The 14300-nt window shown below is 36.8% G+C and carries 16 protein-coding genes; all 16 read right to left on the reverse strand.

Annotated features, from left to right (window positions below):
- Positions 1-81 precede the first annotated feature (81 nt).
- Positions 82-639, reverse strand: coding sequence for a ribosome recycling factor (gene frr, locus AMD00_RS12855; protein ID WP_053417443.1), 558 nt, complete (start codon positions 637-639; stop codon positions 82-84).
- Positions 639-1364: a UMP kinase gene (pyrH, locus tag AMD00_RS12860; RefSeq protein ID WP_053417444.1), complete on the reverse strand. Its 726-nt coding sequence runs from the start codon at positions 1362-1364 to the stop codon at positions 639-641. The genes frr and pyrH overlap by 1 nt, the downstream gene beginning before the upstream one ends.
- 87 nt (positions 1365-1451) lie before the next feature.
- Complete coding sequence (gene tsf, locus AMD00_RS12865; RefSeq protein ID WP_053417445.1) at positions 1452-2336, reverse strand: translation elongation factor Ts; 885 nt, start codon at positions 2334-2336, stop codon at positions 1452-1454.
- A 102-nt stretch (positions 2337-2438) separates the two neighbouring features.
- Positions 2439-3158: a 30S ribosomal protein S2 gene (gene rpsB, locus AMD00_RS12870; protein WP_038184184.1), complete on the reverse strand. Its 720-nt coding sequence runs from the start codon at positions 3156-3158 to the stop codon at positions 2439-2441.
- A 155-nt stretch (positions 3159-3313) separates the two neighbouring features.
- Positions 3314-3886, reverse strand: a complete 573-nt coding sequence (locus tag AMD00_RS12875; protein ID WP_053417446.1) for a DUF6115 domain-containing protein — start codon at positions 3884-3886, stop codon at positions 3314-3316.
- Positions 3887-3894: 8 nt separating this feature from the next.
- Positions 3895-4206 carry a hypothetical protein gene (locus tag AMD00_RS12880; protein ID WP_053417447.1) on the reverse strand — a complete coding sequence of 104 codons (312 nt, stop codon included), beginning with the start codon at positions 4204-4206 and terminating at the stop codon, positions 3895-3897.
- 15 nt (positions 4207-4221) lie between these two features.
- Positions 4222-4992 carry a FliA/WhiG family RNA polymerase sigma factor gene (locus AMD00_RS12885; RefSeq protein ID WP_053417448.1) on the reverse strand — a complete coding sequence of 257 codons (771 nt, stop codon included), beginning with the start codon at positions 4990-4992 and terminating at the stop codon, positions 4222-4224.
- A gap of 93 nt (positions 4993-5085) precedes the next feature.
- Entirely contained in the window at positions 5086-5427 is a 342-nt protein-coding gene (locus tag AMD00_RS12890) for a hypothetical protein (protein ID WP_053417449.1), read from the reverse strand.
- Positions 5427-5924, reverse strand: a complete 498-nt coding sequence (locus AMD00_RS12895; RefSeq protein WP_053417450.1) for a chemotaxis protein CheD — start codon at positions 5922-5924, stop codon at positions 5427-5429. The genes AMD00_RS12890 and AMD00_RS12895 overlap by 1 nt, the downstream gene beginning before the upstream one ends.
- 1 nt (position 5925) lies before the next feature.
- Positions 5926-6558 carry a chemotaxis protein CheC gene (locus AMD00_RS12900; protein WP_053417451.1) on the reverse strand — a complete coding sequence of 211 codons (633 nt, stop codon included), beginning with the start codon at positions 6556-6558 and terminating at the stop codon, positions 5926-5928.
- A gap of 16 nt (positions 6559-6574) precedes the next feature.
- Positions 6575-7021: a chemotaxis protein CheW gene (locus AMD00_RS12905; protein WP_053417452.1), complete on the reverse strand. Its 447-nt coding sequence runs from the start codon at positions 7019-7021 to the stop codon at positions 6575-6577.
- Positions 7022-7047: 26 nt separating this feature from the next.
- The gene (locus AMD00_RS12910; RefSeq protein ID WP_053417453.1) at positions 7048-9111 is read right to left on the reverse strand and encodes a chemotaxis protein CheA; all 2064 of its coding nucleotides are present in this window, start codon (positions 9109-9111) and stop codon (positions 7048-7050) included.
- 13 nt (positions 9112-9124) lie between these two features.
- Entirely contained in the window at positions 9125-10222 is a 1098-nt protein-coding gene (locus AMD00_RS12915; RefSeq protein ID WP_245639554.1) for a protein-glutamate methylesterase/protein-glutamine glutaminase, read from the reverse strand.
- 51 nt (positions 10223-10273) lie between these two features.
- Positions 10274-11146, reverse strand: a complete 873-nt coding sequence (locus tag AMD00_RS12920; protein ID WP_053417455.1) for a MinD/ParA family protein — start codon at positions 11144-11146, stop codon at positions 10274-10276.
- Complete coding sequence (gene flhF, locus AMD00_RS12925) at positions 11143-12261, reverse strand: flagellar biosynthesis protein FlhF (RefSeq protein WP_053417456.1); 1119 nt, start codon at positions 12259-12261, stop codon at positions 11143-11145. Before flhF ends, AMD00_RS12920 begins: the two co-directional genes overlap by 4 nt.
- On the reverse strand, positions 12258-14291 hold the full coding sequence (gene flhA, locus AMD00_RS12930) for a flagellar biosynthesis protein FlhA (protein WP_053417457.1): 2034 nt from the start codon (positions 14289-14291) through the stop codon (positions 12258-12260). Before flhA ends, flhF begins: the two co-directional genes overlap by 4 nt.
- Positions 14292-14300 lie beyond the last annotated feature (9 nt).

A 14300-nucleotide genomic window follows, 5' to 3' on the forward strand; every position in this document is an offset into this window, starting at 1 on the left:
AAGAATTCTTTTCCTTAATCTTGTTTAAAAAAAAGACGTCCCCTTAGTTAGGACGTCTTTTAGAAAACAAGGTTCTTGAAATTAAACTGCCATGATTTCTTTCTCTTTTTCTTTAGCAAGTTCATCAACTTTTACAATGCTTTCGTCTGTAGCCTTTTGGACATCATCAGCATAGCCGCGTAAATCGTCTTCAGTAATATCGCCATTTTTTTCGAGTTTTTTGAAATCCTCATTTGCATCACGACGCACGTTGCGGATTGCAACTTTAGCATCTTCAGCAGACTTTTTAACGACTTTTACAAGTTCTTTACGACGCTCTTCAGTTAAAGCAGGGATTGCTAAGCGAATCACATTCCCATCATTAGTTGGTGTAATACCAATATCTGATTTCATAAGTGCTTTTTCGATGTCACCTAGAACTGTTTTGTCATATGGTTGAATAACTAAAAGACGAGCTTCAGGAACAGATACACCTGCTAATTGATTAATCGGTGTTGGTGCACCATAATATTCAACTGAAATTCGGTCTAATAATGAAGCGTTCGCACGACCAGCACGAATTGAAGCTAGTTCGCGAGAGTACGCGTTAATTGTTTTGACCATTTTCTCATTAGCTTGAGCCATCACTTCTTTAGGCATTACGAATTCCTCCTAACAACTGTGCCAATAGTTTCACCTTGAACGGCACGTTTAATATTTCCATTCTCCATTATTGAGAATACTATGAGTGGGATATCATTGTCCATACAAAGCGTTGAAGCAGTAGAATCCATTACCTGTAATCCTTGTTGAATAACTTCTAAGTATGTCAAATTATCATATTTAACTGCATCAGCATTTGTTTTTGGATCAGCTGAATATACGCCATCTACATTGTTTTTCGCCATTAAAATTACATCCGCATTAATTTCAGCGGCACGTAATGCAGCTGTTGTATCTGTGGAGAAGTAAGGATTACCTGTACCCGCCGCAAAAATAACTACGCGTTTTTTCTCTAAATGGCGTACTGCTTTACGACGAATATAAGGTTCCGCTACTTGTGTCATAACTATTGAAGACTGTACACGTGTTGCAACATCAAGATTTTCTAATGAATCTTGTAGTGCTAAAGCGTTCATCACTGTAGCTAACATTCCCATATAGTCCGCATTTGCACGTTCCATACCCATTTCGCTACCGATTTTACCTCTCCAAATATTACCGCCGCCAACAACAAGGGCAACTTCTACTCCTAGGTCCACAACTTCTTTAATTTGTTCTGCTACTGATTTTACGATATTAGGAACAAGTCCGAAGCCTTGATCCCCTGCTAAAGCCTCACCGCTTAATTTGATGACGACTCTTTTGTATTGTGGCACACTCATTGGAAACCTCCGTCATACTTTTTTCTTGAAAAATAGGGAACACGAAAAGCTGTGCTCCCTAGTCTGTTTATATTAGATGTGTATTAATTAGTTACCTTTAACTTGGTTCATTACTTCTTCAGCAAAGTTGTCTTCGCGTTTTTCAATACCTTCGCCCACTTCATAGCGTACGAATGATTTTAAAGTACCGCCAGCAGCTTTAACGAAATCGCCAACTTTTTGGTCTGGGTTTTTAACGAATGGTTGGTCAAGAACACAGATTTCTTCGAAGTATTTACGTAGACGGCCTTCAACCATTTTAGCTACGATATTTTCTGGTTTACCTTCGTTAAGAGCTTGTTCAGTTAATACTTTACGCTCGTGATCGATTTCTTCTTGAGAAATTTGGTCATGAGTAATGTATTTAGGGTTTAAAGCTGCAACGTGCATAGCTACGTCTTTAGCAATTGTAGAATCAGTTGTACCTTCAACTACAGTTAATACGCCGATACGACCGCCCATGTGTAGGTATGGTCCGAATGAGTCAGCGTCAGTTTTTGTAGCAATTTCAAAACGACGAAGAGTGATTTTTTCACCGATTTTAGCAATCGCGTTTGAAATGTGATCCGCAACAGTTAAACCATTTTCCATAGTAGATTCTAAAGCCACTTCAACTGAAGCAGGTTTAGTAGCTAGAAGGAAAGTAGCTAATTCTTTTACAAGAACTTGGAAGCCTTCGTTTTTAGCTACGAAGTCAGTTTCAGCATTTACTTCAACTAGTACAGCTTCGTTTCCTTGTTCTAAGATGAAAGTTGTACCTTCAGCTGCAATACGATCTGCTTTTTTAGCTGCAGAAGAAAGACCTTTTTCGCGTAGGAAGTCGATTGCTGCGTCCATATCTCCGTCTACTTGTACTAATGCTTTTTTACAATCCATCATACCAGCACCAGTTTTTTCGCGTAATTCTTTTACCATTTGTGCAGTTACTGCCATTGTTAGTTCCTCCTTGTGTAATCATGTTATGAATTTTTTTATTTTCTCAAAAAAAGGCGATAAGAGGGTTTAGCCGCTTATCACCTGTTTCTTACTTGTGAATTACTCTGCTGCAGCTTCAGTAGCTGGAGCTTCTTCTTCACCTTGTTTAGACTCAATTAAAGCGTCTGCCATTTTTGCAGTTAATAATTTAACAGCGCGAATTGCATCGTCATTTGCAGGAATAACGTAGTCGATTTCATCTGGATCACAGTTAGTATCAACAATACCTACAAGAGGGATGTTTAGTTTGCGTGCTTCAGCAACAGCAATACGTTCTTTACGTGGATCTACAACGAACATAACATCAGGGATACCTTGCATGTCGCGGATACCGCCTAAGAATTTAACTAAACGTTCGTGTTGTTTTTTAAGTTGAACAACTTCTTTTTTAGGAAGAACTTCGAAAGTACCGTCTTCTTCCATTTTTTCGATTTGTTTCATACGAGCAACACGTTTTTGGATAGTACCGAAGTTAGTTAAAGTACCACCTAACCAACGTTGGTTAATATAGTAGTTACCAGAACGCTCTGCTTCTTCTTTGATAGCTTCTTGTGCTTGTTTTTTCGTACCAACGAAAAGCACTTTACCGCCATCAGCACCAACTTGGCGCATGAAGTCATAAGCTTCCTCTAATTTTTTAACAGTTTTTTGTAAATCGATGATGTAGATACCGTTACGTTCAACAAAAATGTATTTCTTCATTTTTGGGTTCCAACGGCGAGTTTGGTGACCGAAATGTACACCAGCCTCAAGTAATTGTTTCATAGAAATTACTGACATGTGTGTTTCCTCCTGAAAATGGTTTTTTTGTCCTCCGTATTCGTCATTTGTAAGAGTAACTCTATTAAAAGAGCACCTGCTCCATACATCAGAATACGTGTGTAATGTAACACCACTTGCTACTATATCACACAATATTTACAACTGCAACAAATTTAGTGCTTAAACTTTAGTATAAGTTCAATCTCAGTTTTACCTTTTTGTAGGGATTTTGCAATTTCTTCGATTGAACGACCTTGAGAATATAGTTCACGAACTTGATCCTCTATCGAAAATTCTATGCCCTCTGCCGTTTCTTCTACCGTTTGAAGAACTGCGTCAAAATCTTGGTGTTTTTTTTGTGGTTGGGATTGGTTCTGTTTATAAGCTTTTGCTGCAACATTTTTTGATGCACTAATTGATGATAGTAAAAAAGCTTCTTCACCTTTTTGCTTTTGTTCGCTTTCAAGTACAACTGGAACTTCTTTTTCTTTCAACAATTGTACCACCGGCTCATTATAGGTTGTTTTCTTAGTTATATTAATGTTGGAAAGTTCTTCAATTAATCGATTGTTTTCATCACGCATTTCAGCCAAATAGGCACCAATAGCGTTATCCATGTCATCTTTTAAGCGCTCTTGTTTTACTTCAATATCTTTAAAACGTGACAGCTTAGAATATAGCATGATAATTAAAAAGAAGCTGATGATTTGCGTGATAAATAAAAAGACAAGTATTGCAACTACCATTGTTGCTCCTAACCGCTAAAATCCACGAATTGTCCTTTAAATGGATGTTTAGCTTTTTCGTTCACTTCTTCTGACTCATGCTTTTTTTTACTATTCTTTCCACTACCTGATTGATTATTCGCAGATGGATCTTCGTCTTTAATCTCATCGGTACTTTCCGATTCCAATACAGACGTACGATTGCGCTCAATTTGGCGTTGCAAAGCTGCATTAGCCAAGTCTTGATTCGTGTTTACTTGTTGTTGTGCTTGGTCAGCCATTTTACCAGCTTCAAATGTTTTCGGAATCGCTATTTGAAGCTCGACACCTTTTAAGCTCATACAACATGCCTCCATTTATGCATTTTGCATTTCAGATGATAATAGATTCCGCAATTTAAATAATGCTTTTGAATGGATTTGTGAAATACGCGAGGTTGAAAGCTCTAGCATTTCTCCAATTTCAGTGAGTGTCATTTCTTCTGTATAAAACAGACTTAATACAAGTTGCTCTTTCTCATTTAACTTTAATATATTGTCCGCAAGATCCCCTAGTAATTCCATTTTCACAACTTCTTGTTCAGGTGTCTTCACATTATCATCACGAATAATAAATGATTTACCTTCATGATCATCCTGATCTTGAGACTGCTCGTCCATTGACAATACATTTGAAATAAAGTGTTCTTGCATTGTTTGATAAATATCATCGACAGGCACATCTAAAGTAACAGCAATTTCCTCTGGTGTTACATGACGCATTAAACGTTGCTCTAACGACTCAATCTGTGCATCTAATTTTTTTGCTTTTTCACGAGCAGAACGTGGAAGCCAATCTTCTTTTCTAAGACCATCAATTATGGCACCACGAACGCGGAATGATGCATATGTATCAAATTTCAAATCACGAGTTGGATCAAATTTATTTAATGCATCGAAGAGTCCCATCATTCCAAGGCTTGTTAATTCATCCCTTGACACATTTTTAGGTAAGCCGGTACTAATACGCTGTACGTGATAGGATACTAATGGGATATACTTTTTTATTAGCAAGTCTCCTGCACGAGGATCTCGTTCAGCAGTCCAGCTACTCCAAAGCTTCTGCTCTTCATTTACAGTTGGTTGCATCGCCGAATCCTCCCATTTAGTAAAGTACAATTTGTAAATCTATTATATCAATCTATTACTGTATAAAATCCTCTAATTCAAAGAAATTCATGTTCATTTGATGTCTTCTAACATCATAGATTGAACTACTTTTGCTACTTCTTCAGCATCTTCTTCAATGTTATTATGCACTTGACCTGTCTGCTGCTCTTTTACTTGTCCATCGTTCACTGCAAGTTCACCCTCTGCTAGAGTCAAGTCTTCTGATTGTGGTGAAAAAAAGACAAATGCAATGACAAATCGTACTAAAAACGCAATTAAAAAAACTACTAAAGCAATTAAAAATGAGTTAAATAATATCGTCGTTGGCGTCTTAATTGATTGGAATGTCATGAAAAAATAAATTGAAAATCCAATCAGAGAAGCCCAACAATTCCATAAAATTGAGCCAACCATTATATATCTTTCACTCCTTGATTTACAGTTCGAATATTTAATTTGGTCGTATGTAAATCAAACTCTATTGTTCGACCACTACTACCACCAGTATCTTCCGCAATAAGAGGTATGGACAGTTTTTTTAGTTGCAACTTCACAGCCTCTACATTGCGTGGTCCAATTCTCATAGAATCTTTACTCGATGTAAATTGAAACATCTGAGCCCCTCCAGCTATTTTTGCTTTTAGCTTAAAAGGTTGGACCCCTTCTTGTTTCAGCTGATTTACCATGGCAGGAATACCTGTATCGGCAAATTTCGCCACATTAATCGAGTCTGTTCTGCCAAGTTGGGAATCTGGAAGCATCACGTGAATTAACCCTGCTACCCCTTTTGATTCATCATATAACACAACCCCTACACATGAACCTAATCCAGATGTTCGGATTGTGTTAGGCGCTTTCACTACGTCCATTTGAGCTATTCCTACTTTTACTACACTAGCGCTATCTATCATATTAAGAAACTCCTAATGCTCTAAAAATAGATTCAAAGGAATCAGGGTCAAGTAATAAGAAGAAATGTCCTCTAACCGTCTCTGTATCTCCCATATTTTCTTCATAAATCGTAGTATCAATGACGATAACATGATCACTTACTTGAGATACTTCGATTAATCCAAAACTAATAATAGCACCAAACATATCAATACTTAACGCAGGTGGGGTTGGATAAATTTTTAAACTAGTGAAATCTGAGAGCGCTGATAAATATGAGCCCGATAAAATATTTCCAAGCTCTTGCATTGCAGAAAAACCTAATTCGGAAACAGGTGTTTGACGGAAATCAAAGCTTTCATCTCGTATTAATTTTTGTATGAAATGATTAGCTTGTTCAATCGGTAGGATAAAGAACATTCCACCTTTAGCATCTCCTTCAATTCTCAAATAGATGCCAGCGACAGCCTGATCCGCACCGCCACCTCTTTCCATCATTTCATTAAATGACACCATTTCAACTTTCGGTACACGCATATCTATTTTTGTATTTAATAAAGATGAAAGAGCAGTAGCAGCATGCGCTGCTCCAATGTTACCAATCTCCTTCAAAACATCTAAATGTAATGACGTGATTTTATCGTGAAATGTCATAGGTTCATACCTTTCTTTACTTTAACGTATTTAGTACTTTATCTAAATGAAGCAAAATAAGAAGGCGCTTACCGACTTTCGCTACACCTGAAATGAATTCTTCTTCTAATGAACCAACTACTTCAGGTTGCGGTTCAATTGATTCCTTTGGTATATCCATTACATCATTAGCTGCATCGACGATAAATCCTACTTCCATTTCATCCAATGAAATAATGATGATTCTTGTACTTTCATTATCCGAAGAAATATCCAGGTCAAAGCGTTCGCGTAGATCAATGATTGGCGTTACTACACCTCGTAAGTTGATAACACCTTTCACGTATCTCGGTGTTTTTGGAACGCGTGTAATATGCATTGTTTTTTCAATTCCTTGAACTTGACTAACAGGAATTGCGTACTCTTTATCTGCCAATTGAAAAACAATAACTTTCAAACTTTCTACATCAAGCGTATTTACCATCATTTACACCTCTTTCGATCATCTCATTATTTAATAAGCGCATTACAGTCTACGATTAATGCAACTTTCCCGTTCCCAAGAATTGTTGCACCAGAAATAGCAAAGACATTTGTTAAATAATTCCCTAAAGCTTTTAGTACAATTTCCTGTTGTCCAATGAATGAATCAACAACTAATCCAGCCATTTTCTCACCCTTACGGACGATAACCACTGAATGGAACTCTTCATCTACTGCTTCATTACGTGGCACTTCAAAGATTTCATCTAAAAATACAAGAGGCACAACTTTGCCGCGGAAATCAATTACTTTTTGATTATGCGCATTCATAATATCCGAAGAGCGAATAATTGATGTTTCGATAATTGAAGATAAAGGAATTGCATAAATCTCTTTTTCAATTTCCACAAGCATTACAGAAATAATAGACAATGTTAATGGTAGTTGAATTGAGAATAATGAACCTTTACCCTCAGTTGATTCGATTGTAATATTTCCACCTAGAGATTCTATTGTGGATTTTACTACATCTAGTCCTACACCACGACCTGATACGTCTGAAATTACGTCTGCTGTTGAGAAACCGGATGATAAAATTAATTCATTAACTTGATTGTCTGTCATTGAAGCTGCAACTTCCGGCGTTACGACACCTTTAGAGATTGCTTTAGACAATACTTTTTCACGGTTAATACCCGCACCGTCATCTTCTAATTCAATAAAGACATGGTTACCGCTATGATAAGCACGTAGAACGATTGTACCTTCTTCTGGTTTACCTTTTGCACGACGTACTTCAGGGCTTTCTACACCATGATCTAAGCCATTGCGAATTAAGTGAACAAGTGGATCACCGATTTCATCAATAACTGTACGATCTAATTCTGTTTCAGCTCCGATAATTTCTAGATTTACTTTTTTGTTTAATTCACGCGTTAACTGGCGCACCATTTTAGGGAAACGATTAAATACTGTTTCAACTGGAACCATACGCATTGTTAAAATGATATTTTGTAAGTCTCCAGAAATGCGAGACATTCTTTCAACTGTTTCATTAAGTTCGCTATGATTTAACTCTGACGCGATTGATTGTAAACGTCCACGATCGATTACTAACTCTTCAAACAAGTTCATTAAAATATCCAGTCGTTCAATATTCACACGAATGGTTTTACTAGTTGCGTGACCACCACCATTTTTTGCAGGTGTCTTTTTAGCAGCAGGTGCATCAACAGATTCTTTCTTCGCTACCTGTTGCTGTGGTTGTTCTACAACGGCTTGTTCTACTTGTGGTGTTTCTACCGTTCCAAGCATCGCCTGATTTAAGACTTGGAAATCGACTGGCTGTACAATGACACGATCAACTTCAGATACTTTCAACAATTTCTTTTCAATATCTTCAGCTGGCTCTTTTGTTATAAAGGCAATATAGAAGTCATTATCAAATTGCTCTTCTTCAAGCTTTTCAACAGAAGGAGATGACTTGATAACATCACCCAATTTTTCAAGTAATTCAAACACCATATATACGCGTGCTGCTTTTAATAAACAATCTTCACGTAGATGAACTGAAATTTCATATGTGTTAAAATCTTGTTCTTGTGATTGTTGAATAACTGTTAGTTCAAAGTCATCGTATTCAAGTAACACTGCAGGCTCAACATTTGTAGTTGCTGCCACTTCGTTATTTGTTATAGATCTAGTAAGCACTTCACCTAATTCTATTTTCTTTAGGGATTCAACTGTTGCACTTACATCCTTTTTCCCATCTCCACCGCTTGCAATATCGTTAACCATTTCTTCAAGATGGTCTACTGATTCAAAGACAACATCCAAAATCTCTGGAGTAACCTTAATTTTTTCGTTACGAATCGCATCTAAAACATTTTCCATTTTATGAGTTAAATCAGCTAAATCTTCGAAGCCCATTGTCGCTGACATACCTTTTAATGTATGAGCATTACGGAAAATATCATTCACAATTGCTAAATCATTTGGGTTTTTCTCTAACTCTAGTAAACTTTCACTACAAGACTGAAGGTGCTCTTTACTTTCGTCAATAAACACTTCTAAATATTGATTCGTATCCATAGAATGGCCCCCTTTAAGGCAAATATTTCATTATTGTTTCTGCAATATCATCTACATCCGCTACTTCATCAACTAAGCCCGTTTCAAAAGCTGCTTTAGGCATGCCATATACAATACATGTATTAGCAGATTCAGTAATAGCAATTACTTTTCCAGTATTTTTCAACTGAATTAAACCCTTTGTTCCATCGGCGCCCATTCCTGTCATAATAACGGCTACTTTGTCAATTTCATTGAATTGACAATTATCTTCAAATAGTACGTCGACAGATGGTCTATGTCCCCCACGAGGTGGTTCTTGATCATCTAGTACGATGCCATAAGACATTCCTATTTTCCGAATCTTCATGTGATAACCACCGGGAGCTATGTAAGCTACTCCATTTTGCAAAATGTCACCATTTTCAGCTTCTTTCACAGTAATATCAGACAGTTGATCTAATCGATTGGATAATGACTTTGTAAAACCAGCAGGCATATGTTGAACAATTAGGATTGGCGCTTTAATGGTAGCTGGTATTTTAGTAATGACTTCTTGTAAAGCTCTTGGACCTCCAGTCGAAGTACCAATTAGTATCATTTTCTTAGAATGAGCTGACCATTCCTTTTTGACTTGCGTTGCAGCTATTTCAGCCTTTCTTTCCTGTTGCAGAACTTTCGGTACCTTTCGTGATAAAAGAGTAGAATCACTCAGTTCTCCAGTAAATTTAGTTGTATTTGATTTGATAATTGTTTGCTGAAGTTTTGAAACTTGTACATTGGCAGCATGCTCAACTTTATATACAAGGTCATTTTTGATTTTATGTAAATCAAGCGAAATTGTACCACTTGGTTTAGCAATAAAATCAACAGCACCATTCGCCATTGCTTCTAAAGTCGAATCAGCACCCCGTTCTGTTGTACTTGAAAGCATAACAACAGGAACCGGTGATTCTGCCATGATTTTTTTTAGAGCTTCTAAACCATTCATTTCTGGCATTTCAACATCCATAGTCACTACATCAGGCTTAAGACTTTTAATCTTTCGTAATGCATCATTACCGTTACGAGCCGTGCCTATAACTTGTATTTTAGTATTATCCGTAAAAAAATCTGAAATGAGCTTCCTCATAAAAGCAGAGTCATCGACAATGAGTAGCTTTTTTGGTTGAGAAATGTTCAATTAATCACGACCTTTCGAAAAAATACTTTTCAATTTAGACAAAAACTTATTCGTCTGAGCAGGTGCATGTACTTCTTCAATGCAATCTTCCATATAACGATAAGTTATATCTCGTAACGTTTTCGTAATTGGAGCATTTGGAAATAAAATTGAAAAGGGAACTTGTTTACGAACAGCTTGTCTTACAAGTGGATCTTCAGGTAAAGACCCCAACACAGTAACTTCTTTTGACAAAAATCGTGACATAGCATGGCTTAAACGTCTAAGGGCATCAGGACCTTCTTCTTGATCCATAGTACGATTACAAAGAAGATAAAACTTTTTATCAGGATCTTTATAGTGAATATATTTCATCATAGAATAAGCATCTGTAATTGATGTAGGCTCAGTAGTAGAAATGACAATAATATCCTCAACTGCGACTAACAAATCTAAAGACCAGTTTGTTGCTCCTGCTCCCATATCAAACACTATGTAATCAAATGACTTTTGCAACACTTCGAATGCTTCAATCAAACGATTAAACATTTTCTCAGACCACTCCATTAGCCCAATCATACCCGTACCGCCTGAAATATATTGCAAACCATTAGGCCCCTCAAAAATAACCTCTTGTAATGAACAATCCCCCTGTAAATAGTCCTTTAAACTTTTCCTAGCGCTTTCACCTAAAAGGATATGAATATTCCCCATTCCGATATCCATATCAACAATGACAACTTTTTTACCATGGGAGGCTAAAGTATTAGAAAAATTCGTTGTGAAATTGCTTTTTCCAACGCCACCTTTACCACTTACAACTGCAATAGATTTCCCTATTAATCCCTGGCTTCGCAACATATGCATTCTTAAAGATTCTGCTTGATCTCTCATTTCCTATCTCCTTGAAAGAACAATTCAACTATACTTTCAAAAGAGGCCTCCTCAATATCCTCTGGTACTTCTTGACCAGTGGTATAGTAAGCAAGTCCTTTATTATATTTAACCATTAAATTAATCATTGAGCCAATAGAATTTGTTTCATCGAGCTTAGTAAATATTAGTTTAGTAATAGGAAATTCCAAAAATTGTTGAATAATCGTTTCCATATCTCGCTCTTTTGATGTCATTGATAGGACTAAAAAGCTTTCCATATTCTGTTCAAAATTCATTAATCCTCGTAAATCTTCTACGTACTTCACTTCTTTGTAGTTTCGCCCAGCCGTATCTATAAAGATTAAATCAAGATGATCAAATTTTTCTAACGCATGTTCATAGTCTTGTTTGTTATAAACAATCTCTACAGGTGCTTGCAATAAATTCGCATACGTTTTCAACTGTTCAATCGCAGCAATTCTATACGTATCGGTTGTAATGAAACCAATTTTTTGTTTCTTCTCGAGTACTGCCCTAGCAGCCATTTTAGCAATTGTTGTTGTTTTACCAACTCCAGTTGGTCCTAAAACGTTTATATATTTTTTTTCATAAGAAATACCACCGAAAGGAAGCTGCTCAATACTAGTAACTAGAGATTCTTTTGCAAGCTTGAAAAGCTCCTCTTGCGATAAATCTCCTTTACTATTTTTTATAATTGCAAAAAGCTCATCACCAATACATGTGACAAGCTCTTGATTTAGCTCCTGTTTCTCTAGTTGTTCAATAAGAGGTAAGAGTTCATCTGGATACTTGGCCCCTACAGAGTGTCGCTGCATTGATTGCATAAGTAATTTCAAATCAGCTATTTCTTTTTTGATTTCTTCAGAATTTTGATCCGAATGTATACTTTGTTCAATCATAGGCTGAACTGGAGCTAGAAGAGGCGCAGATTCTCTTACTTCTGCGCGATCTAGCCCTGCTACCACTTCAATACTTTTCTTTTTAAATAATCCTAAAAAACCTTTTGAATAAACTACTTTTGAATTGACAATGACTGCATCATCACCAAAATCAGCACGAACTTTTTTCATTGCGGCTGGCATTGACGGTGCTACATATTTTTTCATTTTCATTCAACATTCACCACCCCAACACTTTGGATCTCAATTGATGATTCCAGTTCATTATACGAAAGAATTGGAATTTGAGGAAAATATCTCTCTGTCAATTGTCGTAGGTACATTCGAACAGCTGGTGAACATAAAATCACCGGAGATTGTTCAAAGAATGCAATACGTTCAATTTCTCTTGCAATTGATTCTAGTATCGCTTGAGAATCTTGTGGATCCATCGCTAAATAATTTCCGTGATCCGTTTGTTGAATACTATCTGCAATCATTTTTTCCACTTTAGCAGCCACAGTTAAAACTTTTAGCTCCGGCTGACTACCTGCATGCTGAGCAGTAATTTGACGAGCAAGTGCTTGGCGGACATACTCAGTAAGAACATCCACATCTGATGTTAACTTTGAATAATCTGCTAATGTCTCGAAAATAATTGGTAGATTGCGAACAGAAACATTTTCTTGCAATAATTTCGCCAATACTTTTTGAATCTCACCAATTGATAATGGCGTTGGTGTTAACTCTTCTACTAAAATTGGTGCTGATTCTCTTAAATGATCGATTAATTGTTTTGTTTCTTGGCGACCAAGTAGGTCTGAAGCGTTTGCACGAATAATTTCAGTTAAATGAGTAGAGACAACACTAGGCGGATCCACTACTGTATAACCAAGCATTTCAGCTTCTTCTTTCACCTGCTCAGTAATCCATTTTGCAGGTAGACCAAATGATGGCTCTACTGTATCGATTCCCTCAATCGAGTCATCATCTCCAGGACTCATTGCTAAGTAGTGATCTAATAATAGTTCACCTTGCGCAAGTTCGTTCCCTTTTATTTTGATACGATATTCATTCGGTTGTAATTGAATATTATCGCGAATACGAACAACCGGTATGACAATCCCTAACTCAAGCGCAAGTTGACGTCGAATCATTACAACACGATCTAATAAATCTCCACCTTGTGCTGCATCTACTAATGGAATTAATCCATAACCAAATTCAAATTCAATCGGATCAACATTCAATAAATTAATGACATTTTCCGGACTTTTCAGATTATCCGTGGCCACTTCTTCTTCAATTTCTTGTAATTCTTCAATTTCTTCTTGTTTTTGATGACTTATACGGTATGCAACGAATGCAAGTAGCCCAGCTAATGGAACTGTATAAATTAATTCGATTGGTGTTACAATTCCTAACAGAAAGATTGTACCTGCTGCAATATATAACAACTTCGGATTAGCAAGTAATTGCCCAGTAATATCGGTGCTTAAATTACCATCAGAAGCTGCGCGGGTTACTACAATACCTGTTGCTGTAGAAATTAATAACGCTGGAATTTGTGATACTAAACCGTCACCTACTGTTAAAGTAGAGAACAAATGCACTGCTTCAGAGAACTCTAAATCCATTTGCACAACACCGATAATCATTCCTACAAGTAGGTTAATGATGACGATAATAATACCTGCAATGGCGTCCCCTTTAACAAATTTTGTGGCACCGTCCATAGCTCCGTAGAAATCGGCCTCATTACTTACTTTTTCACGTCTTTGACGAGCATCTGTTTCAGAAATTAACCCTGCATTCAAATCGGCATCAATCGCCATTTGCTTACCTGGCATCGCATCCAATGTAAAACGGGCTGCAACTTCAGAAACACGCTCAGACCCTTTCGTAATAACGATAAACTGAATGATAATCAAAATTACGAAAACGACTAAACCGACAAGAATATTGCCACCTACAACAAAGGTACCGAATGTTTCAACTACATTCCCAGCTTCACCACCACTTAAAATTGCTCGGGTTGTCGAAACGTTTAATCCTAAGCGAAACAGTGTAAGTAATAAAAGTAATGATGGGAATATTGAAAATTGAAGTGCCTCTTGCATGTTCATAGCTGTTAATAAAACTAATAACGCTAGCGATATATTAATAATAATGAGAAAGCTTAACATCCACGGAGGTAGAGGGATAATGAGCATCGCTACAATTAAAATAACTGCCGATAATACCCCTATGTCGCGAATTTTCATACTTGTCCC

This window comes from Viridibacillus arvi (genome assembly GCF_001274945.1).
Taxonomy (GTDB): domain Bacteria; phylum Bacillota; class Bacilli; order Bacillales_A; family Planococcaceae; genus Viridibacillus; species Viridibacillus arvi.

Excerpts from the sequence above, each read along its gene's own strand:
- AMD00_RS12900 (WP_053417451.1), bottom strand. The coding sequence starts at position 6,558 with ATGACATTTCACGATAAAATCACGTCATTACATTTAGATGTTTTGAAG.
- frr (WP_053417443.1), bottom strand. The coding sequence starts at position 639 with ATGCCTAAAGAAGTGATGGCTCAAGCTAATGAGAAAATGGTCAAAACA.
- AMD00_RS12915 (WP_245639554.1), bottom strand. The coding sequence starts at position 10,222 with ATGAGGAAGCTCATTTCAGATTTTTTTACGGATAATACTAAAATACAA.
- AMD00_RS12920 (WP_053417455.1), bottom strand. The coding sequence starts at position 11,146 with ATGAGAGATCAAGCAGAATCTTTAAGAATGCATATGTTGCGAAGCCAG.
- tsf (WP_053417445.1), bottom strand. The coding sequence starts at position 2,336 with ATGGCAGTAACTGCACAAATGGTAAAAGAATTACGCGAAAAAACTGGT.
- AMD00_RS12890 (WP_053417449.1), bottom strand. The coding sequence starts at position 5,427 with ATGGTTGGCTCAATTTTATGGAATTGTTGGGCTTCTCTGATTGGATTT.
- flhA (WP_053417457.1), bottom strand. The coding sequence starts at position 14,291 with ATGAAAATTCGCGACATAGGGGTATTATCGGCAGTTATTTTAATTGTA.
- AMD00_RS12880 (WP_053417447.1), bottom strand. The coding sequence starts at position 4,206 with ATGAGCTTAAAAGGTGTCGAGCTTCAAATAGCGATTCCGAAAACATTT.
- AMD00_RS12905 (WP_053417452.1), bottom strand. The coding sequence starts at position 7,021 with ATGGTAAATACGCTTGATGTAGAAAGTTTGAAAGTTATTGTTTTTCAA.
- AMD00_RS12885 (WP_053417448.1), bottom strand. The coding sequence starts at position 4,992 with ATGCAACCAACTGTAAATGAAGAGCAGAAGCTTTGGAGTAGCTGGACT.
- rpsB (WP_038184184.1), bottom strand. The coding sequence starts at position 3,158 with ATGTCAGTAATTTCTATGAAACAATTACTTGAGGCTGGTGTACATTTC.
- AMD00_RS12895 (WP_053417450.1), bottom strand. The coding sequence starts at position 5,924 with ATGATAGATAGCGCTAGTGTAGTAAAAGTAGGAATAGCTCAAATGGAC.
- AMD00_RS12875 (WP_053417446.1), bottom strand. The coding sequence starts at position 3,886 with ATGGTAGTTGCAATACTTGTCTTTTTATTTATCACGCAAATCATCAGC.
- pyrH (WP_053417444.1), bottom strand. The coding sequence starts at position 1,364 with ATGAGTGTGCCACAATACAAAAGAGTCGTCATCAAATTAAGCGGTGAG.
- flhF (WP_053417456.1), bottom strand. The coding sequence starts at position 12,261 with ATGAAAATGAAAAAATATGTAGCACCGTCAATGCCAGCCGCAATGAAA.
- AMD00_RS12910 (WP_053417453.1), bottom strand. The coding sequence starts at position 9,111 with ATGGATACGAATCAATATTTAGAAGTGTTTATTGACGAAAGTAAAGAG.